A 20,662-nucleotide genomic window follows, 5' to 3' on the forward strand; every position below is an offset into this window, starting at 1 on the left:
GACAGGGCCGGCTCGCTGGACCGTCGCGGGCGCCGACCTCCAGCTCCGGTTGGACCGGACCGGGCGGTGGTGGCCCTACCGCAAGGAGCGCGGTCGTTGGGTGCCTGCCGGACCGGCGGACGACGACCCGGCGGGAGCGCTGGCGGGAGCCGACGGCGGGGCCGTGGACGGGGCGGACGGGGCTGTGTGAACCGTCCTGTTCCTGGGGCCGGTCGGGGAAGGGCGGCGGGGCGGAGGCCGGGGGCCGCGGGCTGGGCTCCGGGGGCCTGGCGAGTTTGTCGCTCGCGGCGAGACTCCTCGCTCGCGGCGAACCGGTGTCTCCGGCGCGGGAGCGCGGCAGGCGCGGCAGCCGAACGCGCGGCTCGCACCCGCGCGGGAGCCGAGGCGTGTCCGAACAGCGACTGCGGGGAACCGGATGTCCGGCGGGCTCGTCATCCGCATCGGCGGGAGTGATCCACGAGCCGGTGGGCCACTCCGGCTCGGCTCCGTACGCCCCCGTCCCTGTCCCCGTTCCCGTCCCTGCCTCGGCCCCCGGGCCCGGCCTCAGGAGTACCGTTGCATCGCAGAAGGATCATTCAGTGCGCCGCCGCGACGATGGCGGCGGCCGTCCTGCCCGCCTCCGCGCGGGCCGTGGCGTCGGCGCCGAAGGGCCCCACCGACTACGCGACGGCGCTCTGGGCTCCGGCCGCCCCCGCCAACTACACCGTCCCCTCCCGCCCTTCGGAGCGCCGGATCGACCGCGTCGTCATCCACGTCGCCCAACAGTTGTTCACGCCGACCGCGGGCATCTTCCGCAATCCCTCCAAGCAGGTGTCGGCCCACTACGTGGTGCGTTCCGGCGACGGCCATGTCGCCCAGTGCGTACGCGAGAAGGACATCGCCTGGCACGCGGGCAACTGGAGCTGGAACACCCGCAGCGTCGGCATCGAGCACGAAGGATGGGTGGACCGCCCGGAGTTCTTCACGGACGTCATGTACCTGCGGTCCGCCAGGCTCACCGCGGACATCTGCGAGCGCCACGGCATCCCCAAGGACCGGGAGCACATCGTCGGCCATCACGAGGTCCCCGGCAGCGACCACACCGACCCGGGCGTCCACTGGGACTGGGAACGCTACCTCCGGCTCGTCGTCGACGCCGCCTGAGCGTCCTGCTCCGGCCCCCGCGGTGATGACTCTCCGCACCGAGCTTGTCGCGGAGACCGCCGGCGACGACGATGGGAGGGCACGAAGGCCCTTGGACGGGAGGGTGAGTTGGCGGATCCCTGGGTGGCCCTGGCGGCGGACACCGATCCCGGCGAGCGGAGCGGCGCGCTGCGCCGCGCCCATGACGTGTTCACCTCGGCGGGACGACTGGAGCGGCCGGTCCGTGCGGTGGTCGGTGCGTCCTGGCGACGCTCGGCACGTGCGCGGGTCAGCCCGGACGACGCCCCCGCGGTGGAGCTCGGCCCGGACGAGCTGGGCCCCTATCGGGCGGCGCATCCCCTGGCCCGTGCGATGCCCGTGATCCGTGAGCTGATGGGTGCGTACGCGACGGACGGGGAACACCTGCTGGCCGTCTGCGACGCTCACGGACGCCTCCTGTGGGTCGAGGGACATGCGGCGGCGCGGCAGCGGGCCGGCCTGATGAACTTCGTGGAGGGCGCCCGCTGGGCCGAGTCCGTGGCGGGGACGAACGCGCCGGGAACGGCCATCGCGGTGGACCGTCCGGTCCAGGTCTTCGCGGCCGAGCACTTCCTGCGACCTGTGCAGCAGTGGACCTGCGCAGCGGCGCCGTTGCACGATCCCGGGACGGGCCGGGTGCTGGGAGCCGTGGACATCACGGGCGGCGACCGGCTCGCCCACCCGCACAGTCTGGCGTTCGTCCAGGCGGTGGCCCGGGCCGCCGAGTCGCAGCTCGCCCTGCTGACGCCACCGTCCGATTCCGACGTCGAGTCGGTGCGGCTGACCGCACTGGGCAGGGACGAGGCGCTGCTGGTGGCTCGCGGGCGCCGGCTGCGGCTCAGCCGGCGGCACAGCGAGATCCTGGTCGCCCTTGCCCGTCGGCCGGACGGTCTGAGCGGGGACGAGCTGCTGGTGGAGCTGTACGAGGACGAGTCAGTGACCCCGGTGACGTTGCGGGCCGAACTGTCACGGCTCCGGCGGCTGTTGGGGCCCGATCTGCTGGACTCGCGCCCGTACCGGATGGCCGTCCCGGTGGACGCCGATTTCGACACGGTGACGCGCCGACTGGGTTCGGGCGCGGTGGCGGCGGCGCTGGGCGCGTACGCGGGCCCGCTGTTGCCGGGCTCCCGGGCCCCTGCGGTCGTACGCCTGCGACGGCGGATCTCGGAGCAGCTGCGGGCGGCTCTGATCGCCCGGGGTGATCCGGGGCTGCTGGCCGACTGGGCCTACAGCCCGTGGGGCGAGGAGGACCTCCCCGTGTGGCGAGCGCTGGCCGGGACGGTCCCGGTGGACCAGCGGGCGGCGCTGCTGGCCCGGGTACGAGGACTGGACGCCGAGCAGCGCGGCTAGGAGCTGTCGTCCGGGCCCGGCCGACCGGACCGGGACGGCGGGCCGTGGAAGGGTGCCCCCGCGACGCCGTTGCAACGCCCTTGCAACGTCCCCGTCCCTAGCCTCGCGCCGAGGGCCGTCCAACGTCGGGCGGCACCGGATCCGGGAGGCCACTGAGATGACCCGTTACGCTGCGCCGGGCACCGAGGGTGCGATCGTCACGTACGCGTCCCGCTACGACCACTGGATCGGTGGAGCGTACGTTCCGCCGGCCCGGGGCCAGTACTTCGAGAACCCGAGCCCTGTCAACGGCCGCCCGTTCACCGAGATCGCGCGCGGCACGTCCGAGGACGTCGAACTGGCCCTGGACGCCGCCCATGCGGCGGCTCCGGGCTGGGGCACCACATCCGCCGGGGACCGGGCCTCGGTACTGAACAGGATCGCCGACCGGATGGAGTCCCACCTCGAGGAGCTGGCGGTCGCCGAGAGCTGGGAGAACGGCAAGCCCGTGCGGGAGACGCTGGCGGCCGACATTCCGCTGGCCATCGACCACTTCCGCTATTTCGCGGGGGCTCTGCGCGCTCAGGAGGGTTCGCTCAGCGAGATCGACGACGACACCATCGCGTACCACTTCCACGAGCCATTGGGGGTGGTCGGCCAGATCATCCCGTGGAACTTCCCCATCCTGATGGCCACCTGGAAGCTCGCCCCGGCGCTGGCCGCGGGCAACGCGGTGGTCCTCAAGCCGGCCGAGCAGACGCCCGCCTCGATCCACTACTGGTTGAGCCTGGTGGCGGATCTGCTTCCGCCCGGCGTCGTCAACATCGTCAACGGCTTCGGAGCGGAAGCCGGGAAGCCGCTCGCCTCCAGCCCGCGCGTCGCGAAGATCGCCTTCACGGGTGAGACCACGACAGGGCGGCTGATCATGCAGTACGCCTCCGAGAACATCAAGCCGGTGACGCTGGAGCTGGGCGGCAAGTCGCCGAACATCTTCTTCAACGACGTCTCGCGCTCCGACGACGACTTCCTCGACAAGGCTCTCGAAGGCTTCACCATGTTCGCCCTCAACCAGGGCGAGGTGTGCACGTGCCCGTCGCGTGCTCTCATTCAGCGCGGTCACTACGGCGCGTTCCTGGAGGCGGGCATCGCCCGCACGGAACAGATCGTGCCGGGACACCCGCTGGACACCGACACGATGATCGGCGCCCAGGCCTCCAACGACCAGCTGCAGAAGATCCTCTCGTACCTGGACATCGGCCAGCAGGAGGGCGCGAAGATCCTCACGGGCGGTCAGCGCATCGAGCACGGCGGTGAGCTGGAGGGCGGCTACTACGTCCAGCCGACGGTCCTCGAGGGCGACAACCGGATGCGGGTCTTCCAGGAGGAGATCTTCGGCCCGGTCGTGGCCGTGACCTCCTTCACGGACTTCGACGACGCCATCAGCACGGCGAACGACACCCTGTACGGGCTCGGGGCCGGAGTCTGGACCCGCGACGTCAACACGGCCTACCGGGCGGGGCGCGGGATCAAGGCGGGCCGGGTCTGGACGAACTGCTACCACGCCTACCCGGCGCACGCGGCATTCGGCGGCTACAAGCAGTCGGGCATCGGAAGGGAGAACCACAAGATGATGCTGGAGCACTACCAGCAGACGAAGAATCTTCTGGTGTCGTACTCGCCGAAGAAGCTGGGCTTCTTCTAGAGCACGCGAGAAGGCGCCTGAGCTGGGCTTTTGCCCGTCAGGCGCCTTCGTCTCGACCCTTTCGGGTCAGGGCCCGTTTACGCGGCAACTTCCAGTTCCTCCCGCCTCTCTCCCGCTTGTGACCAGCTGTTCCGGACCAGTGGCGGACCAAAACCCCGACTCACTGCCCAGGCCCCGCGCCCTGACCGACGCGATCCCACTCCTTCATCGACTGCTCGATGAGGCGGTTGGCTTGCTCACGGACACCATCCAGGAACTTGGCGTAGTGGCGGAAGAGAACTCCGATGCTCTGGCCCGCGCGGCGAGCACATTCGGCCGGGTCCACCTCGGAACACAACCAGAACGAGATCCCGGCGTGTTGGTGGTCGTAGGGCCGTTCGGCCAGGCCGGAGGCAAGTTCCGTGCGGGTCAGGACGAACTTTCGCGCCCGCGTCCACGTCGTGCCGTACGCGGCGGATTCGGGCAGCTGACACATCTCGAGCCGGAGGTAGCAAGCACCCAGCCATAGCCGTGGGCATGAAGGTGTGGTCATCTACGTAGGCGCTGGTGACAACAGCCGGCCTGGTACTCCCTCGTGAGTTCGTGCGGTACTGCCAACTGCATCCACCACGACTCCACCGCCAAGCACAACCGAGTGCGAACACCTCAAATGGGTCCTCGTTGAGGACGTAGCGGACGTGTGGGCCGCCAAAGTAGCCGCGGACGATACGTGGTTCACGCTGGCGTCTGTAGAAGAATCTGCGGGCTTCGGCCGCGAGTTCGACCTGGTTCCTGGCCCGGTGGGTGTGGGGCAGGCTGCGTTTGAGGTCGGCGTTGGCCAGCTCGTCGGGGTTCAGCTCGGGTGAGTACGAGGGCAGGAAGTGCAGCTCGATCCTGTCGGTGTGGTCAGCGAGCCAGGCCGGGACAGTCTTCGAGCGGTGGGCCGAGTGCCGGTCGACGATCAGGTGGATCTTCCGGGCGGGGAAGCGGCACATGGCCCTCGCGTCGAACGACTCGCGGACGCCGTACGGCTGGAAGATCAGCTCGCCTATCTGCCCCCGCGCCCACAGCTGACCTGAAAGCCCCAGGTCGGAGGGGACGTGATCGAGGACAGCCTGCCGGACGGCAGCCGACAGGACCAGGTGCTCACCCACGCGAAGGCCTCGCGGGCGGGACAGCAGTGCGTCCCGGCCTCCAGCCGGCCACTTCGCCCACCAGTTGTCCACGGCCTTCACCGGCACACCTTGAACAGGGCGGCAACCTCCACCCCGTCCCGGCCCTCCACCACCGCTGCCACACCGCACTCGACGGCCACCCACCCATCACCCGCGTCAACAACCCTGCGGGTCAATACACCTAGCCCCTCGGCCCGGTGTGCTAGGGCCTCCACCTGGACATTGGTCGTGGCCGGCCCGGCTCCTGCCTCGGATACCGTGTTCCTCTACGGGGTGCCATAACGGATGTGACGCCCCCGACCAGAGGTAGTCAGCGTATGAGTTCAAAGCGCAGCAAGAATCCAGCTCTGCCCGTACTTGACGACGCATTCCGACTCGCGTCGGTCAAGGAGGCCGAAGAGTCCACCCGTGACTTGGCCGCGCGGCTGGCCACCACCGAGCTGCGCCGCGTTTCCCACCCGGGCCGGGTCACCTGGGAGCCCACCGATCAGGCCGAGCCCGTACCGGTCCCGCCGACTGTGGTCGACGGTGACGGCGACCTGTGGCTGCGGGACCGGGGCACTGGCACCTGGACCATGCCCGAGTTCAACCCGAAGGAGTTCCCGGCCCGCTGTGGCGAGGTTCTGACGTGGAACGAGCTTGCCTGCGAGTTCGGCCCGCTTACCGGACTGGCCGACGACCGCCGCATCGGCGGCGGCCGACGCTGACCGCGCAGCCTATGCGCTCACCGCCCCGAGCTTGTCGTCCATCTGGCGGACGGCAACCTCGGGCAGCCGGTCCGTCCACGGCGCGGCTGCTACCTGCTCGGTCCGGCCGTCGGACTGCTCGCGCAGCAGCTTCAGCCGTGTCGCGAGCAGCTACTCGGCAGCGCGTTCCCGGGCGGTGTCGGCGGCCTTCGTCGCGACGGCGTCCGCACCGGCCGGGTTGTGCCGGAACCAGCGGCGGTTCTGCTCGGTGTTGTAGGTGTTGTAGGCCCGGCGGGCCTCTGCTTCGGCTTCCTCGGTCCGGCCCAGCATCTCCAGAGCGTCGTCCTGGTGCTCCTGGACAGCCTGCTGTGCGACGTGGAACGCGGTGAAGACGTGTGCGCCGTTCGCTGCCTGCGGATCGGCCTCCAGCAGGGCGGCGTCGGTGATCTGCAGGAACTTTTGCCATGCGGTGGCGATGCTGCTGCCGATGGCTGTCCGGGCACTGGTGGTAACGGCCGCGACGCTGCCTAGGTCGGTCAGGTCAGCCGGCCGTGGCGGCCTGACGCTCGTACGCCGGCCGCTACGGCCGGGCCGAGCCGACCTCCCCTGCATCGACGAACTTGGCTACATGGAACTCGGCCCCCACGTTGCCGAACTCCTCTCCCGGGCCCCGACCGAACGCGAGGAGAAGAACGGCGTCACCATCGCCTCCAACGAGTCCTTCGGCGCGGGCGGTGGTGGCCAGGGCGGGGTGTGGGCAGTTGGCACGCCGTCCAAACCCCTCTTCACCCCTCTTCTCGGCGTCACGCTGCTCCCCGTACACATGGGGATAACCCCCAGTCGCAGCGTGGGACGGCGGCTTCGGCTTCTGCTCCGTGCGACGCCCGGACATCTTCGCGTCCTTGCGGGGTACGCGGGTGGCATACCGCTCCGAGGAGGAATCATGGCCGGACTGATCGCCCGTCTCACACAGTTCACCCGCAGCCCTCAAGGGCGGCGGACCATCGCGTCGGCCCGGCGGGCCGCAGCCGACCCGCGCAAGCGCGCCCAGGCTCGCAGCCTGTTCGGCCGGCTGCGCGGACGCCGGTGACATCGCCCGGCTCGGGAACACCGCCACCGCCCACCTCGCCGACGGCCGGCACATCCTCGCTGGCCCGCCGCTGGATCGTCATAACGTCCACGTCCGCTACCGCCCCATGTGGGACAGCCCGCTCAACCGCGCCCCTGTCCCCGAGCGGCCCCCCGTGCAGCAAGCCTGGTCGTGGCGCTTCGTTCCCGACGGAAGAATCGTCCTCGTCGCCGACCCAGCTCCCCGGGGCGCCCTGCCGATGCAGCCCGGCGGCATCGTGGAGAAGACGGACACCACACCCGAAGCCACCCTCCACCGCGAAGCCGCCGAGGAAGCCCAGCTCACCCTGACCGACCCGGTGCGGCTGGGCTGGGTACTGGACGGGACCGGCAAGGTCTACGGCGGAGTGGGGCCCAACGCCCGGCTCCGCCTCGCCGCCCGGATCACCACCATCGGGCCGACCGCCGTCGATCCCGCCACGGGCCGCCCCTTCGCACGCGTGCTCGCCACCCCCGCCCAGGCAGCCGCCCTGTTGGGATAACGACCGCCCGGACTTGACGTGTTAAACGCCTGAGGTGTCTGCGGCGCGATCGTCGTCGATTCGCTCGGCCGCGTTCTGCACGTGCTGCACCTGGCAAGCGGCAAGGTCCTCCTCCCCCATGGCGGACACAGCGAGCCTTCCGATGAGTCGCTGGCAGCAACGGCCCTGCGGGAACTGAACGAGGAGACAGGGATCCCGCCCCAGGCCGTCACGCCGTGGCCCGGCTACGAGACGGTGCCGCTCAACCTCGACATCCACGACATAGACGCCCGCCCGGGCAAAGGCGAACCCGGCCACCAGCACTTCGACCTCCAGTTCCTCTTCCGCCTGCACACCGCGCCGCACCGCCGGTCGTGCTGCAGGAAGAAGAGGTCGGCGGCGACGAGTGGCGGTCCGTGGACAGGGTGACCTCCCCCTCCCTACGCGAGAAACTGCTCCACCTGCGCGACTACTTCCCCGGCCTGGTCCGGGAGCCGGGCATGTGGTCCCTGCTGGGCGGACCAGGGCTGCAAATGCTCGTTTGACAGACCCCACGCCGCCTGCCCCGACTTCCGCTTCGACGGCCCCTGCTGCACGTCGAGTGGAACGTTCCACCTGGAAGTCAGTCGAAAATGGGTATCCACATGGTGCGAGCGGACAGGGCTCCGCCAGCTGCGTGAACACTCATTCGCCGACGTGCTGGGTGAGGTCCAGATGGCCTCCAGCCCGAGCGGGCGATAGCCGTCCTCCGGCGGCCAGGCCGACGAGGCGGAACGTTCCTGCATACGACTGTGCGTCAGGATGCCGACAGCACCTTGCGTTCAATGCCTCCGACGCGTCGCTCGCAGTCGGCCGGCAGCCGGTTCAACGTGCTGAGGAAGTCCTCGAGCGGAATACTTCCTTCGTCCATTTGCTCCTCGTTTTCTGCATCACCCCTGGCCCTGGGCTGGAGCTGGAACCCTCCGTTGTTCGCAGGAGGCGCGCCCGCGATCAAAGACACGACCCCCAAAGCCGTCAAAATTGAAACGAAATATGCTTTCCGCTCCTACACTCCGCGAAACGATCTCTTTCGCCGGAGGAAGCGCGGCATACGGATGATCCATCGGTAAAGTGCCACATTCGCCCGACCTGTCCGGTAAGTGCCTCAGGCGAACGCCGAATCTCCGATACGGACGTGTCGCGTCGGACGGCCGTCCGCCAACCGCAAGTACGGCCGGCCCGGCTCACGCCCTACGTATGCATGGCGGGGACAACCGTTCAGCCGCGCCACCACGGCTCGCGCACGTACAGGCTCTCCTCGGCCGCGCACCCCGCACCGTTGGAGATCTCATCCGTGTCCAGGTTCCAGCCCACGACGCCGTTTCCCTTGCGGCCCAGCTCGATCAGGCGGTTGTCCTCGGTCCGTGTGCCGTCAGTGACCTGGCAGCGGACGATCGACGTCCACGCCTGCCCGTCCAGCGCGGCGACGAAGGAGAGCACCGGGAGTGCGAGGGTCGTCAGGCCCAGGGCCACCCACTGCTCCAGGGCCGCAGCCCGCCGCAGCCCCCGCGACGGCCGATATCCGCTGTCACGGTGTGATCCGGCTGCCGTCCGCCGACCGCTACGGTGTCCGCGCGGGTGCCGTCTGCCGGTGCGGTACTCCACCACGACGCCCTTGCGCAGCGCGTAGGCGGCGAGCCCAGTGCCCAGCCCCCACCAGGGGCCGAAGAAGCACGCGACCACCACCCCCATCGCGACCGGGTTGACGACGGTCAATGCCACCCGCTGGAGCGCCCGAAGAACGCCGCCGCCCACCGGAACCGCGCCGCGCGCCGCGAACAGGGCGAAGACGACCCGGGAGACGACGACAGCCAGCACGGAGGCGAGAAGCGGATCGGTGAGCACCATGCCGATCAGGACGTCGGGCCAGTTCGCGGGTTCCATGCCGACGAACACGTCACGGGCCGCAGCACCGCCCCCGACCGTGTACGCGACCTTCGTCACCGGCACCGCGAGCGCCACCGCCAACAGGACCGTGTGCCCCGGGCCCCCCTTCCGGTCGGCCGACCGGGTCGCTCCCTCCTCGTCCGCGCCGGTACTCCCGTCGCCGCCCGTCTCCGCCGTCCGCTCCACCACGCCTACCGGTGGCCGACGGCGGTGGGCCGGACCGAGGTCGGGCCGGCGAGGGGGCGCCTCGCCGGAGCACCGGCCCGGCCGGGGGCGCCCGCTCCAACGACGGCGACCTGCTGTTCGTCGATACCGGCGGAAAGTTCGGATGTCATGAGTGTTCCCGCCTCTCGGACAGCTGAGGCGACGGCGTGGAATCGCTGTGCCTGCTCAGCAGCCTCCACCGCTCACACCTCCTCGGCCACCAGCACTACGCCGGCCGGGGCAACCGCGGATGGCCCGGCCGTTCATCCCGCGCTACCGGAGTGCGGGGTGGTGGATATCCGGGGGCAGTCCGCTGTCCGAAGACCCTCAGGAGCCCAGGGTATTGCGCCTCTGCCGCGCAGTTGGCGGCGTGACGTTCAGTATCACCGGAACCGGAACCACTCGATTGCTCCGCGCCTATGTCTATATATCCCTAAAAATGGTGGTGTGGACGTGACAAGCCTGCTCAAGACATGAGGAAGTGACATGGTTCAGGGCTTCTCCAAAGAACCAGGCACCCACGGGCCGCTCACCGAGGTTCCCCCAGAAGGACAGCGGAAGATCACTCGCTGGGCGGCCGCGATCGCTCTGGGCGGCTTCCTTTTCGGCTTCGACACAGGGGTCGTGTCGGGCGCCCTGCTCTATGTCAAGGAAGACTTCCATCTGAGCTCCTTCGAGCAGGGCAGTGTGGTCAGCGTGCTGCTCATCGGCGCGGTGATCGGCGCCACCTCGGCCGGCCGGCTCTCCGAGAGCCTCGGCCGGAGAAAGGCCCTGGGCGCGGTCGGCGTGGTGTTCATCATCGGTACGGCGATCGCGAGCGCGGCGAACGGCTACGCGGTGCTCATGGCAGGCCGTGTCATCCTCGGCCTCGCGGTCGGAGCGGCGTCGGCGACGGTGCCGGTCTATCTGTCCGAGATCTCACCGACGAAGATTCGCGGGCGGCTGCTCACGATGAACCAGCTGATGATCACGCTCGGCATTCTGATCGCCTACCTGGTCAATCTCGCCTTCTCCAGCAGTGAGATGTGGCGGGCCATGTTCGCCGTCGGCGCGGTTCCGGCCGCCCTCATGGTGGCGGCGACGCTGTGGTTCCTTCCCGAGTCGCCACAGTGGCTTATTTCTCATGGCCAGGCGGACAGAGCGCGCAAGGGAATCGCGTCGGTCACCGACGGGGCCACGGCGGACGAACTGGTCGCGCGGGCCCAGCACCGGATCGCCGTGGAGCGCGAGAAGCAGAAGCGGAGTGCCGGGGCACCCGACCAAGGGCCCAGGAAGCTCCTCGCCCCCGACCTGCGCCCTGCTCTCGTCGTCGGGCTCACCCTTGCCGTCGTGCAGCAGTTCGGCGGCATCAATACGATCATCTATTACGCGCCGACCATCATTCAGCAGACCGGTCTGAACGCGTCGAATTCCATCTTCTATTCCGTTTTCATCGGTGTGATCAACCTGGTCATGACGCTGATCGCGATCCGTCTGGTCGACCGGGCCGGCCGCCGCGTCATGGTTCTCGTCTCGCTGGCCCTCATGGCGGTCTCGATCTTCATGCTCGGGCTCGCGTTCGTGGTCGGCATGAACTCGGTGCTGACGCTGCTGTTCATGGTCATCTACATCGCCGCCTACGCGGGCGGCCTCGGGCCGGTGTTCTGGACACTGCTGGGTGAGATCTTCCCGCCGTCCGTCCGGGCGGAGGGGTCGAGTGTGGCCACGGCGGTCAACTGGGTGTCCAACTTCATCGTCAGCCTCGCGTTCCTGCCCCTGGCTGCTGCCATCGGCCAGGGCGAGACCTTCTGGATCTTCGCCGGGATCTGCGTGCTCGCGTTCTTCTTCGTCGGCCGCTACCTGCCCGAGACCAAGGGCCGTGACCCCGAACAGATCGAAGAGGCGCTCAAGGCCCGCTTCCGGCACGAGCAGGACCCTCCGGACGGTCCCCCGATGGCGACCTCTCCGCAGAAAGGACGCTCATGATGAGCGACACCCTCCTCAGCCCTCCCGATCTGGAACACTCCGACGCACTGGTGCTCTTCGGAATCTCCGGTGACCTCGCCAAGAAGATGCTGCTGCCCGCGCTGTACCGACTCACCGAGTCCGGCAAGCTGACCCTTCCCGTCATCGGGGTGGCCGCCACCGACTGGGACGACGACGCCCTGCGCAGCCACGCGCGAGAGGCGGTCGCCGCCGCGGGAACGGACATAGACGAGGCGGTCTTCGCCCGGTTCGCGGCCGGCCTGTCGATCGTCACCGGGGACTTCGCCGAGGACGCCACCTTCGCCCGGCTGCGCCAAGCCGTGTCCGGTCTCGGCTTCGTGACGTACTACCTGGCGATCCCACCGTCGCTGTTCACCAAGGTCGCCGGCTCGCTGGCCGCCGAGGGCCTCAACCGTGATGCCCGCCTGGTGGTGGAGAAGCCGTTCGGACACGACCTCGACTCCGCACGGAAGCTGCAGGACGAGCTTTCCGCCCACTTCGACGACGCTCATCTGCTGCGCGTCGACCACTTCCTGGGCAACCGCGCGGTCGAGAGCCTGATGGTCTCCCGTTTCGCCAACACGCTGCTCGCACCGATCTGGCACCGCTCCTACGTGGACAACGTCCAGATCACCCTCGCCGAGGATTTCGACGTCGCCGATCGCGGCTCCTTCTACGACGCGGTGGGCTGCCTTCGCGACGTGGTCCAGAACCACATGCTCCAGGTTCTGGCCCTCCTGGTGATGGAACCACCGAGCGCCACCAACGCCCAGGCGCAGGGGCTGGAGAAATGGCGGGCACTGCACGCGACCCGCACGATGAACCCCACCGACACCGTTCGCGGCCAGTACGACGGCTATCGGGATGTCGAAGGCGTCAAGCCGGGCTCCACCACCGAGACGTACTTCGCGACCCGTATGTTCGTCGACAACTGGCGCTGGGCGGGCGTGCCCTTCTACCTCCGCAGCGGCAAGGCGCTGGCCGTCTCCGCCACCGAGGTCGTGGTCGAGCTGCGCAAACCGCCCCTGGAACTCTTCGGCGGCCAGGACACGCAGACGCCACCGAACACCATCCGCTTCCGCATCGACGGCGACACCGGGATCAGGGCGGACCTGATGCTGAGCAAGCCCGACAGCACCGCCGGGCCGATGACCGTCCCCATCGGCGTCGACTTCGCCCAGGTACTGGGACGGCAGGAACTCCCGTACGAGAACATCCTGTACGGAGCCGTCATCGGCGACCCCGAGTGCTTCGCCTTCTTCCCCACCGTCCTGGAGTGCTGGCGCATCGTGGAACCGGTGCTCGATCCGGCCGAGCCGCCGCTGCCGTACGCACCGGGGACCTGGGGACCTGAGACAGCCGCCCGGCTCCCCGGCCTGCGGAACTGGCACGAGCTGGGCCACCGCCTGTTCGACGACGATCAGACGGCCGGACAGCGCACGCCACCGCCCTGACTCCGGCCGGGAAGAAAGCCTTCGGCTAGGACTTGTCCGGCCGATCACGCCGCTCGATAAGGTGCACCGATGGAGGGGCCTGATGAGTGCGGTGGGTTGAGTCGGGCGCAAGCCGTCGCGCTTGTGCAGCGGATCATGGAGGCGGACTACGCCTCCGAAGACGAGGCGGACGACTGGCTGGACAGGCTCGACAGAGCTCTTTCCTGCCCGTCCGGTCACGTGAGCGGCCTGGTCTTCTGGCCGCCGGGACGGGAGTTGTCGGCCGAGGAAGTCGTCGACCAGGCCTTGGCGTACCGGCCGATGGCCTTGTGACGCCGATATTCGGCTACGGAGCCAGAGCACGAGCTGCCGCCGTGGCGGTGCCGAGGGAGACGTAGCCGCGTTCGTCGTAGCGTGGAGCGACTGCCCGGTGCTGCTTCAAGCGGTTGATCGTCCGCTCGACGGTGTTGCGTTTCTTGTACCGCTCTTCGTCGAAGCCGGGAGGGCGTCCGCCGTGTGAGCCGGTGCGCGGGCGGGCGGCCCGGCTGTCGGTCTTCTCCGGGATCGTGTGCCGGATGCCCCGGCGCCGCGGACAGTCGCGGCAGGGCCCGTTGCTGTGGTCCTTGTCCGCCGCGACGCTGTCCGGCCGCTTGCGGGGCCTGCCCGAGCCGAGCCGCGGGCACGGATCCTCGCACGCGCCCCGGACCGGCCGTGACGTCCAGGTCCAGGCCCCGCCGCTCGACACCGCCATGCCCACAGCCGACTACCACGGCGCGGCCCGGCCGTAGACGGCCGTAGACGAGCCCAGCATGTTCACGGCAGGATCCGCCTATGGAGAACGAGCGGATGATCGCGCCGATCGGGGCGGGCAGCGCCCTCGTCGGCGCTCTGATCGGCGGTGCCGCTGCTGTGGTCGGAGCGTGAAAGGCGGCCCGCAGCGCCTACCTCGGATCGCTCGACGTCACGCGCCGTACGGCATAACGGGAGGTGTACGCCGAGCTCCTGAAAGCCGCTCACGCCTACGAAGCGGCGACCGGGGCAGTCCTGGAAGGCGCGGGCTTCCTGCGTGAGGACCTGTTCAACGAGCTGGAAGGTCTGCCGCCCCGGCACAGCAGCTCCGAACGGTCTGACTTCCGACGGGCGATCCCGTCGGCGGCCGAGCCTCAGCCGGTGGCGGCCTCAGCTCGTCAGGTCGAGTTGGAGGGGCCCTCGCGCGTCGCGGCGGCGGCTCGGGCCGTTCAGGCCGCAGCCCAGCAACTGGCCACCACGCTCAACGGCATCGAGGACGGTTTCGAGGATCTGGGCGGAAGCGTGCTCCCTCCACGCCGACGGATCGCCACCGGGAACACTTCGACGCCCTGGAGTCAGCAATCAGCATATTCGACGACACCGCGCGCAAGCACCTCAACCACCGCTAGTACACGAACGGCCGGTGGAAACCCATCCGCGCTGCTCCCGATCCCCGGAGTGGCTGGAGACATGGAGGCGGACACCGGGAAGGGAGCACGTCATGGGGAGGCCGGAGGGAGCCGGTCGGAGGTGGCGGGCTTCTCCCAGGGCCGGCGAAGATCCGCGGCGAGCGGGCGGGCGAGCCGGAGCCGGGTGTGAGCGTCGGGCACGGATGCCGGGCGAGCGCGTCGGGCGGGGCGGGGACGGCCGCGTATGGGATTGGCCGAAATGTGCGTCTTGTGGCAGCGGTCACCCGTTCCCGACAATCGGATCATCTTGACGGGTGCATGACTAACTTGTCGCCGCGCCCTGTCGGGTCCCCCAGCGGCCCCCCACGAAAGTAGGCAGTCCGTGAAGCAATTCCTGCGTGCGCTGAAGAGATGTTCCGTCATCGTCGCCACCGTCGCCATCGCGGTCGTCGGCCTCCAGCCCGTCACCGCCTCGGCCGCCCCCAACCCCGTAGTCGGCGGAACCCGCGCCGCCCAAGGCGAGTTTCCCTTCATGGTCCGGCTCTCCATGGGCTGCGGCGGTGCGCTCTACACCCAGGACATCGTCCTCACCGCCGCCCACTGCGTGAGCGGATCGGGCAACAACACCTCGATCACCGCCACCGGCGGCGTCGTCGACCTCCAGTCGTCCAACGCGATCAAGGTCCGCTCCACCAAGGTCCTTCAGGCACCCGGCTACAACGGCACCGGCAAGGACTGGGCACTCGTCAAGCTCGCCCAGCCCATCAACCAGCCCACGCTGAAGCTCGCCAGCACCGTCGCCTACAACCAGGGCACGTTCACCGTCGCCGGCTGGGGCGCCAACCGCGAGGGCGGCAGCCAGCAGCGCTACCTGCTCAAGGCCAACGTCCCGTTCGTCTCCGACGCGGCCTGCCGCTCCGCCTATGGCAACGAGCTCGTGGCCAGCGAGGAGATCTGCGCCGGATACCCCGACACCGGTGGCGTCGACACCTGCCAGGGCGACTCCGGCGGCCCGATGTTCCGCAAGGACAACGCCGGTGAGTGGATCCAGGTCGGCATCGTCAGCTGGGGCTACGGCTGCGCCCGGCCCGGCTACCCGGGCGTCTACACCGAGATCTCGACCTTCGCGGCCGCCATCGCCTCAGCGGCCCGCACGCTCTGACGCCGCGCACCACCACCGCCCGACCGTTCTCGGGTGATCACGGCTGAACGACCCCGGGGGCGCCCGTCCATACAGGTGCCCCCGGGCTCAGCTCCACAGATGGTTCGCCCGTGCCCTCCAGGATGCCGTAACACGATTCGAGGCCATGCGGGATGGCGCTGCCCGCCGAGACGGGCGCTGCGACCACCGCACGATTTCAGAAATGGACGCGACATCATCGTCAAGATCACGTCCACGGGGATCCACGGGTCCGGCCTCCACCTGCGCGAGGCACTCGACCCTCGGGCGGGCTGACAGGAACCGAGCCCTCGCACTCGGCTTCCTCGTCGGGCTCAGCTGAACATGTCGAGGTAGTGCTGTGCGTGGACCGGGTGGTAGTCGCCGAAGTCGACGGAGGCCGGGTCACCACCGGTCTCGGCGATGACGAGCCGGTCGAGGTAGTAGTCCCAGCCGGGGCCGACGCCACCCGCCATCGCCGGATCATCGCCGACGGACTGGCTGAAGGTGAGCGTAGTGGTGCCCTGGTGCTCGACGAGCGTGAGAGTCATGTGCCAGACGAGTTCCTGGCCGGGCACCTGCGACGTGAGGACCAGGCGGTGAGGGGGCCGGCACTCCTGAATGGTGAGGAGTTCGGCCTGGTGCTCGTCGCCCTCGAAGAGCATCCGGAAGTCGACCGAGCCGGTCGACGGGTCGCCGGTCCATTCACCGATCCAACGGGCCAGACGGTCCGGCTCGGTGACCGCCGCCCAGACGTCCTTGATACCGGCCCGGAACATACGGTCGAAGGCGATGCTGTCCAGGCCGCCGATGCTCACGCGACGCCCGGTGGGGGTGCTGGTCATGCGGATTCCTCCTGAGGTCTTCCGGTGCCGGGAGCGGCGTCGGTGCCGGTCCGGCGTTCATGAACGGTTCTGCGGACCTCCAGGTCGAGGGCGTCGAAGGCACTCTCGGGGATCGGGGGGCGACGCCCGGCGAGCTCGTCGAGCAGGGCGCGGACCGGGACGAGGCCCGGGCGTGCGAGCGCGTAGTGGCGCTCGCGACCACGATCCTCGACGGTGGCCAGCCCGGCCTCGGTGAGCAGTCGCAGATGCTTGCTCACAGCGGGCCGGCTGATCGGATACCGCGCCGCGAGGTCGACCACCCGGGCGGGGCCGGAGGCGAGTGCGCGCAGCAGGTCACGGCGTATCGGGTCAGCCAGGGCGATGAACGGGTCCACCTCTCATTGGTAACCCATGGGCTACCAATTGACAAGTTCTCGACCCCACGGCTCCGGGATGTCCGGGACGAGGAAGCGGCCTCCCGGCGGGGCGGACTGGTTCGATCACCGCGTATCCGACCGAGAAGACGGTGCGGATTCCGCGGGTTCCGCAGGTCGCGGACGTGGGTGCGGAATGCTGTCGCGGATCCGGCGCTGTCGGTGCGGACAAGGATGGCGGACAAGGTTGTCGGGCGGTGCCGGGCCGGTGGGCGTCGGGCGATCTGCGCGAGAGCGCCGCCCAGCACGGCGAGGTGATCCGCGGGGCGGTGTTGGCTCCGGCGTTCCCGGGCCGAAGGCGCCCGGACACGGCCTCGCCGGTGTTGGCCAGGAGACACACCAGAGGGTGGAAGCCGAAGCCGCCCTGCGGGTGGGTGCGGCCTGGTCTTTCCCGGAGTGGCAGGTGGTCGGCGTAACGTCGATGTCCAGGACCGGGCAGGGTGCACTCCGGACGCCGGTTACCAGCCCGCTTCCCGGAATCGAGCGCGGGGCGAGCACTACCGGTCCGGTACGCGTTCGTCGACGGCGGCCGGCAACCGCCGGGCCGTCTATGTCGAGACGTTGGGACAAACACCTCGCCCTGGTCGCGCGGCACGGCCAGATCCGTGATGGTCCCGCCGCCGTCAGCCGGCATCACCCCGAGGCACGTTCGGGTTCCCGCCCGTGATCCGGACAGACCCCAAGTGAAAGCCTGAGGCCAGGGCTCGCCCCAGTAGGCGAGCCCTGCCCGTGACGTTCCAGCTCAGAGGCCGAAGACGCTCTTGTCATAACGCGACTTGCACTTCGAGCACTGCATCTTGTTGGTGCTCGTCCTGTGCACCGTGTTCGTACCGCACACCGGGCACTTGTGTCCCTTGGGCATCGCTGCTCTCCCCATCCGCAGGCCAGCGCGCAACCCGTCGCCGCGCATTAGGTCGGAGAGTAGCCCTTGAGCTGCGGACACGGGACGGAAATCTGCTAATGATTAATCAGCATCGTTCGTGATGTGCGGAATTGAGGATGGTGAGTCCTGTCTCCGACTTCACAGACGAGGAGCTCGATATCCTCGAACCGTCCTTCTTCGGCCTCACGTGGACGAAGGAGCCTGACGGCGCCTGGAAGCGAACGAACGCTTGGCCGGCAGCTCGCCGGGGAATTCGCCGAGTTCCTCAAGGCCGAGGACGGCGGCCCCCGCGCTCCACGCGCGAGCAGCTCCGCCTCTTGTGGTGGTACGCGGTCGACGAGCTCTGCCACTGCTGATCTCGGCCGAGCCCGGATCACTGGCGATGCCGAGAACGGTACTCTCGGAGCGATACGCGATCCGGTTGTGCGCGACGCTTTGGAACGTCTTCACACCCAACCGGAACATCCCTGGACCACGGAGACCCTGGCCGTCGCGACGAGCGTCTCCCGGGCGACGCTGTCCAGGCGCTTCCGATCCGTTCTCGGACAGACGCCGGGCGCGTACGTGACGCAGTGGCGCATCGACCTGGCATCCGTACGGCTCCGCGATACCGATGAGCCGGTCGAGTCGATCTCCGGCGCGGTCGGATACGGCTCTCCCCACGCTTTCAGCCGTGCCTTCGGACGTGTCCGAGGCACGACCCCTGACGGGCGCCCGCCAGCGCCGCCAGCTGGACGGCGAAGTGCCCCACGCCCCCGCTGGCGCCGGTGATCAGCACGTCGCGCGCCAGCAGGGACCGCTCGCGCAGCACCCGGAACGCGGTGACTCCGGCGATCCCCAGCGCTGCGGCGTCGGCCAGGTCCACGCCCTCGGGGACGGTGCCGAGAGCGGCGGGGCTGACTGCCACCCGCTCAGCCCACGCGTGGGGGGCCATTCCCACGGCGACGCGCGTGCCTTCGGGCGGACCCGAGCCGTCGGATGCGGCGCGCACCACGACGCCGGCCGCGTCGTGACCGTGCACAGCGCCGGCCGACCACTGGTGCACGTAGTTCAGCTCTCCGAAGTTGAGACAGATGTGCCGTATCTCCACCAACGCCTCACCGGCGGATGGTACGGGCTCATCGACATCGGTGAACCGGACGGGTCCGGCCTCACTGTGATGGACCACAAGGGCGCGCATAAGGGGGGTGTCTCCATCTCTCGTGGGTGCGCCCGCACATTCGGCGCGGCAACAGACCGCGTGCGCACATGCCGCACTGCCGTCTTCTTGAAAGCCAACGGAGGACCGGGGCAGCGGCCAGATCCGTGAGGATCAACCAGTTGACGATCTGTGTCAGTGCGACTCACGGCGCGTCGCCCCTGCGCCCCTCTGGTGGATGGCGTGGCGTTGGGACGGGCAGACATCCCCGGCCATGTGATGCTCGTGAGGCGTCCGCACTTCCGCTTCCGTCGGGCGGCGGGGTCGCGCTGGGCGACGTGCCGAGCGAACGCGTCGGTGCCCGGGCGGGAGCGAGCCAGGAGCATTGGGGCGGAGGTGTCGCCCCACCGGGGCAGCCGGGCGTTCGGCAGTCTGCGAAAGCCTGAGCAGTGGAGCGTTTCCCCGCCGTGGATGTCATGGAGACGCAGCGCGACCTGGTGAGCCGCCTGCTGCCCGACGGCAAGGAGGAACTCTTCACCCGTCAGGGACAGTTCCACCACGTGGTCGTCGGCTCGGAGCTCGTGGTGTGTTTCGCCCGCACCGAGGCAGCCGCAGTACGGCTGCCCGCCAGTGGCAGGAGGTCGCGGCGGGAGTGCGCGCCGAGCTGTTCCCGCTGATGTCCGACGGCGGCCGGGAGCGTGCCGCGCGCGAACTCGCCGCGCTCGACGGCCTTCCTCCGCTCACTTCCGGCTGGGGCGACGGTTCGACGGTGGGACGGATCACCGAGATCCGCGGCACCTTCGCGCTCCAACAGGCCCTCTACGCCATACGCGACAGTGACGAGGAGGAGCCGGGGGACGGCCTCACCGGCGATCGGTAGGTTGTGGCACCGACGAAAGCCCACGTCGCCCGCGAGAGGGCAAGGGGGCTGTTCGGCAACAGTGCGGTCGCCGGTCCGCCGCCGGAACCCGGGGCCGGCTCGACGAGAACGCCGCCATCAGCTCTCCTGGCCCCGGTCCTCCTCTCCGTCCCGCGGGGATGCTCCCGGCATGGCCGCGTCCCCCGGCCAGAAGCTCCACCGTGGCCCTGGTGCACAAGATGGCGGCCCAAGGAGCTACTTTGCTCGGATGAGCCTTCTCAATGATGTGGCCGAGCGCGATGGCTGGCGGTGCTGGGTGTGCGATGAACCGGTCGACCCCGACAAGTCGGTGAACGACCCGCAGGGGCCCAGTGTCGACAGTCGGACCGCCGACCGGAAGGCCAAGGTCGCCGAGCGGCTCGCGCACCGCGGGTGCAACTCCCGCAAGGGCGCGGTCAAGGTGTCCATCGCCTGGCCGGACCGCCTGTATGTGGTCGATCCCGCGCCGCTGATCACTGTGGCCTCCCGGCTGGAGCGCAAGGGGGGCCGTGAGATGGTGGGCCGTTGTCCGACCAGGCAGGACGCCCAAGAAGCGGCGGATTGGCTGGTGGACCGGTTCGCCCGACTGACGCCGGGGCTGCCGGTGACCGCCGGCATCGAGTCGGGCGGCGGCCAGTTCCTCGTCGTCCTCGCCGCCGGCCGCCGCTGACCGGGAATCACCACATCGGGCGGCGTCGGGCGGAACCGTCGGCCCACCTCGACCGGGCCGCCGCTCTCCGCTGCCACAAACGGCCCCTC

19 protein-coding genes and 7 pseudogenes are annotated in these 20,662 nt (G+C 69.4%); 16 read left to right on the forward strand and 10 right to left on the reverse strand.

Annotation, left to right across the window (positions count from 1 at the left end):
* The 4 genes and pseudogenes from CR470_RS18115 to exaC form a co-directional block, all read left to right on the forward strand.
* A pseudogene (locus CR470_RS18115) lies at nt 1-190 on the forward strand (SWF or SNF family helicase); the annotation flags it as partial.
* 365 nt (nt 191-555) lie between these two features.
* Nucleotides 556-1,143 carry an N-acetylmuramoyl-L-alanine amidase gene (locus CR470_RS18120; protein ID WP_097868635.1) on the forward strand — a complete coding sequence of 196 codons (588 nt, stop codon included), beginning with the start codon at nt 556-558 and terminating at the stop codon, nt 1,141-1,143.
* A 108-nt stretch (nt 1,144-1,251) separates the two neighbouring features.
* Entirely contained in the window at nt 1,252-2,511 is a 1,260-nt protein-coding gene (locus CR470_RS18125; RefSeq protein WP_097868636.1) for a GAF domain-containing protein, read from the forward strand.
* Between the two features lie 157 nt (nt 2,512-2,668).
* Entirely contained in the window at nt 2,669-4,192 is a 1,524-nt protein-coding gene (gene exaC / locus CR470_RS18130; protein WP_097868637.1) for an acetaldehyde dehydrogenase ExaC, read from the forward strand.
* A 160-nt stretch (nt 4,193-4,352) separates the two neighbouring features.
* Here the strand turns inward: exaC and CR470_RS18135 are convergent, their stop codons facing one another.
* The gene (locus tag CR470_RS18135; RefSeq protein ID WP_257138778.1) at nt 4,353-4,667 is read right to left on the reverse strand and encodes a hypothetical protein; all 315 of its coding nucleotides are present in this window, start codon (nt 4,665-4,667) and stop codon (nt 4,353-4,355) included.
* 321 nt (nt 4,668-4,988) lie between these two features.
* Nucleotides 4,989-5,112 (reverse strand): annotated as a pseudogene (locus tag CR470_RS40575) (transposase); the annotation flags it as partial.
* Between the two features lie 551 nt (nt 5,113-5,663).
* Here CR470_RS40575 and CR470_RS18145 point away from each other — a divergent pair.
* The gene (locus tag CR470_RS18145) at nt 5,664-6,053 is read left to right on the forward strand and encodes a hypothetical protein (protein WP_032790209.1); all 390 of its coding nucleotides are present in this window, start codon (nt 5,664-5,666) and stop codon (nt 6,051-6,053) included.
* Nucleotides 6,054-6,203: 150 nt separating this feature from the next.
* On the opposite strand, the gene CR470_RS40580 is transcribed toward CR470_RS18145, so the two are convergent.
* Entirely contained in the window at nt 6,204-6,644 is a 441-nt protein-coding gene (locus tag CR470_RS40580) for a hypothetical protein (RefSeq protein ID WP_257138769.1), read from the reverse strand.
* Here CR470_RS40580 and CR470_RS18155 point away from each other — a divergent pair.
* The 3 genes and pseudogenes from CR470_RS18155 to CR470_RS18165 form a co-directional block, all read left to right on the forward strand.
* Nucleotides 6,616-6,759, forward strand: a pseudogene (locus CR470_RS18155) (IS21-like element helper ATPase IstB); the annotation flags it as partial. The gene CR470_RS40580 and the pseudogene CR470_RS18155 overlap by 29 nt on opposite strands.
* A 469-nt stretch (nt 6,760-7,228) precedes the next feature.
* Nucleotides 7,229-7,642, forward strand: a complete 414-nt coding sequence (locus CR470_RS18160; protein WP_257138770.1) for an NUDIX hydrolase — start codon at nt 7,229-7,231, stop codon at nt 7,640-7,642.
* Between the two features lie 81 nt (nt 7,643-7,723).
* Nucleotides 7,724-8,050, forward strand: a complete 327-nt coding sequence (locus tag CR470_RS18165) for an NUDIX domain-containing protein (RefSeq protein ID WP_257138771.1) — start codon at nt 7,724-7,726, stop codon at nt 8,048-8,050.
* Nucleotides 8,051-8,878: 828 nt separating this feature from the next.
* Here the strand turns inward: CR470_RS18165 and CR470_RS18175 are convergent.
* Nucleotides 8,879-9,736: a hypothetical protein gene (locus CR470_RS18175; RefSeq protein ID WP_097868638.1), complete on the reverse strand. Its 858-nt coding sequence runs from the start codon at nt 9,734-9,736 to the stop codon at nt 8,879-8,881.
* Between the two features lie 2 nt (nt 9,737-9,738).
* A complete protein-coding gene (locus CR470_RS39615; RefSeq protein WP_179892302.1) occupies nt 9,739-9,882 on the reverse strand; it encodes a hypothetical protein in 144 nt (47 codons plus the stop codon).
* 355 nt (nt 9,883-10,237) lie between these two features.
* Here CR470_RS39615 and CR470_RS18180 point away from each other — a divergent pair, with 355 nt between their 5' ends.
* The 3 genes from CR470_RS18180 (at nt 10,238) to CR470_RS18190 (ending at nt 13,482) form a co-directional block, all read left to right on the forward strand.
* Nucleotides 10,238-11,716 (forward strand): sugar porter family MFS transporter, encoded by a 1,479-nt coding sequence (locus tag CR470_RS18180; protein ID WP_097868639.1) that lies wholly within the window; start codon nt 10,238-10,240, stop codon nt 11,714-11,716.
* Entirely contained in the window at nt 11,713-13,170 is a 1,458-nt protein-coding gene (gene zwf / locus CR470_RS18185; protein WP_179892303.1) for a glucose-6-phosphate dehydrogenase, read from the forward strand. The genes CR470_RS18180 and zwf overlap by 4 nt, the downstream gene beginning before the upstream one ends.
* A gap of 69 nt (nt 13,171-13,239) precedes the next feature.
* Nucleotides 13,240-13,482, forward strand: a complete 243-nt coding sequence (locus CR470_RS18190) for a bacteriocin immunity protein (protein ID WP_097868641.1) — start codon at nt 13,240-13,242, stop codon at nt 13,480-13,482.
* A gap of 12 nt (nt 13,483-13,494) precedes the next feature.
* Here CR470_RS18190 and CR470_RS18195 read toward each other — a convergent pair.
* A pseudogene (locus CR470_RS18195) lies at nt 13,495-13,828 on the reverse strand (IS5/IS1182 family transposase); the annotation flags it as partial.
* Between CR470_RS18195 and CR470_RS40585 the strand changes: the two are divergent.
* Together CR470_RS40585 and CR470_RS18200 are read left to right on the forward strand one after the other, a co-directional pair.
* The gene (locus tag CR470_RS40585; RefSeq protein WP_257138773.1) at nt 13,725-13,937 is read left to right on the forward strand and encodes a hypothetical protein; all 213 of its coding nucleotides are present in this window, start codon (nt 13,725-13,727) and stop codon (nt 13,935-13,937) included. The pseudogene CR470_RS18195 and the gene CR470_RS40585 sit on opposite strands and share 104 nt — an antisense overlap.
* Before the next feature lie 1,012 nt (nt 13,938-14,949).
* On the forward strand, nt 14,950-15,729 hold the full coding sequence (locus CR470_RS18200; protein WP_097868643.1) for a S1 family peptidase: 780 nt from the start codon (nt 14,950-14,952) through the stop codon (nt 15,727-15,729).
* Between the two features lie 332 nt (nt 15,730-16,061).
* Here CR470_RS18200 and CR470_RS18205 read toward each other — a convergent pair whose 3' ends face one another.
* The 3 genes from CR470_RS18205 to CR470_RS38785 all read right to left on the reverse strand — a co-directional run bounded on the left by CR470_RS18205 (nt 16,062) and on the right by CR470_RS38785 (nt 17,846).
* Nucleotides 16,062-16,571 carry an SRPBCC family protein gene (locus CR470_RS18205; protein WP_097868644.1) on the reverse strand — a complete coding sequence of 170 codons (510 nt, stop codon included), beginning with the start codon at nt 16,569-16,571 and terminating at the stop codon, nt 16,062-16,064.
* Nucleotides 16,568-16,945 (reverse strand): ArsR/SmtB family transcription factor, encoded by a 378-nt coding sequence (locus CR470_RS18210; protein ID WP_097868645.1) that lies wholly within the window; start codon nt 16,943-16,945, stop codon nt 16,568-16,570. Before CR470_RS18210 ends, CR470_RS18205 begins: the two co-directional genes overlap by 4 nt.
* A 781-nt stretch (nt 16,946-17,726) precedes the next feature.
* Nucleotides 17,727-17,846, reverse strand: a complete 120-nt coding sequence (locus CR470_RS38785) for a hypothetical protein (RefSeq protein ID WP_179892304.1) — start codon at nt 17,844-17,846, stop codon at nt 17,727-17,729.
* Between the two features lie 420 nt (nt 17,847-18,266).
* On the opposite strand from CR470_RS38785, the pseudogene CR470_RS18215 reads away from it, so the two are divergent.
* Nucleotides 18,267-18,638: pseudogene (locus CR470_RS18215) on the forward strand (helix-turn-helix domain-containing protein); the annotation flags it as partial.
* Here CR470_RS18215 and CR470_RS18220 read toward each other — a convergent pair.
* Nucleotides 18,556-19,047 (reverse strand): annotated as a pseudogene (locus tag CR470_RS18220) (alcohol dehydrogenase catalytic domain-containing protein); the annotation flags it as partial. The pseudogenes CR470_RS18215 and CR470_RS18220 overlap by 83 nt on opposite strands.
* 434 nt (nt 19,048-19,481) lie before the next feature.
* On the opposite strand from CR470_RS18220, the pseudogene CR470_RS18225 reads away from it, so the two are divergent.
* Both CR470_RS18225 and CR470_RS18230 read left to right on the forward strand, forming a co-directional pair.
* Nucleotides 19,482-19,885, forward strand: a pseudogene (locus CR470_RS18225) (hypothetical protein).
* 247 nt (nt 19,886-20,132) lie between these two features.
* Nucleotides 20,133-20,573, forward strand: coding sequence for a hypothetical protein (locus CR470_RS18230; RefSeq protein ID WP_097868646.1), 441 nt, complete (start codon nt 20,133-20,135; stop codon nt 20,571-20,573).
* Nucleotides 20,574-20,662 lie beyond the last annotated feature (89 nt).

It is taken from the genome of Streptomyces sp. rh34, from assembly GCF_002551245.1.
GTDB lineage: Bacteria > Actinomycetota > Actinomycetes > Streptomycetales > Streptomycetaceae > Streptomyces.

What these genes read in the sequence shown, in the direction of transcription:
- exaC (WP_097868637.1), top strand. Translation starts at nt 2,669, where the DNA reads ATGACCCGTTACGCTGCGCCGGGCACCGAGGGTGCGATCGTCACGTAC.
- CR470_RS18135 (WP_257138778.1), bottom strand. Translation starts at nt 4,667, where the DNA reads ATGTGTCAGCTGCCCGAATCCGCCGCGTACGGCACGACGTGGACGCGG.
- CR470_RS18145 (WP_032790209.1), top strand. Translation starts at nt 5,664, where the DNA reads ATGAGTTCAAAGCGCAGCAAGAATCCAGCTCTGCCCGTACTTGACGAC.
- CR470_RS40580 (WP_257138769.1), bottom strand. Translation starts at nt 6,644, where the DNA reads ATGCAGGGGAGGTCGGCTCGGCCCGGCCGTAGCGGCCGGCGTACGAGC.
- CR470_RS18160 (WP_257138770.1), top strand. Translation starts at nt 7,229, where the DNA reads ATGTGGGACAGCCCGCTCAACCGCGCCCCTGTCCCCGAGCGGCCCCCC.
- CR470_RS39615 (WP_179892302.1), bottom strand. Translation starts at nt 9,882, where the DNA reads ATGACATCCGAACTTTCCGCCGGTATCGACGAACAGCAGGTCGCCGTC.
- CR470_RS18180 (WP_097868639.1), top strand. Translation starts at nt 10,238, where the DNA reads ATGGTTCAGGGCTTCTCCAAAGAACCAGGCACCCACGGGCCGCTCACC.
- zwf (WP_179892303.1), top strand. Translation starts at nt 11,713, where the DNA reads ATGATGAGCGACACCCTCCTCAGCCCTCCCGATCTGGAACACTCCGAC.
- CR470_RS18190 (WP_097868641.1), top strand. Translation starts at nt 13,240, where the DNA reads ATGGAGGGGCCTGATGAGTGCGGTGGGTTGAGTCGGGCGCAAGCCGTC.
- CR470_RS40585 (WP_257138773.1), top strand. Translation starts at nt 13,725, where the DNA reads ATGCCCCGGCGCCGCGGACAGTCGCGGCAGGGCCCGTTGCTGTGGTCC.
- CR470_RS18205 (WP_097868644.1), bottom strand. Translation starts at nt 16,571, where the DNA reads ATGACCAGCACCCCCACCGGGCGTCGCGTGAGCATCGGCGGCCTGGAC.
- CR470_RS38785 (WP_179892304.1), bottom strand. Translation starts at nt 17,846, where the DNA reads ATGCCCAAGGGACACAAGTGCCCGGTGTGCGGTACGAACACGGTGCAC.
- CR470_RS18230 (WP_097868646.1), top strand. Translation starts at nt 20,133, where the DNA reads ATGAGCCTTCTCAATGATGTGGCCGAGCGCGATGGCTGGCGGTGCTGG.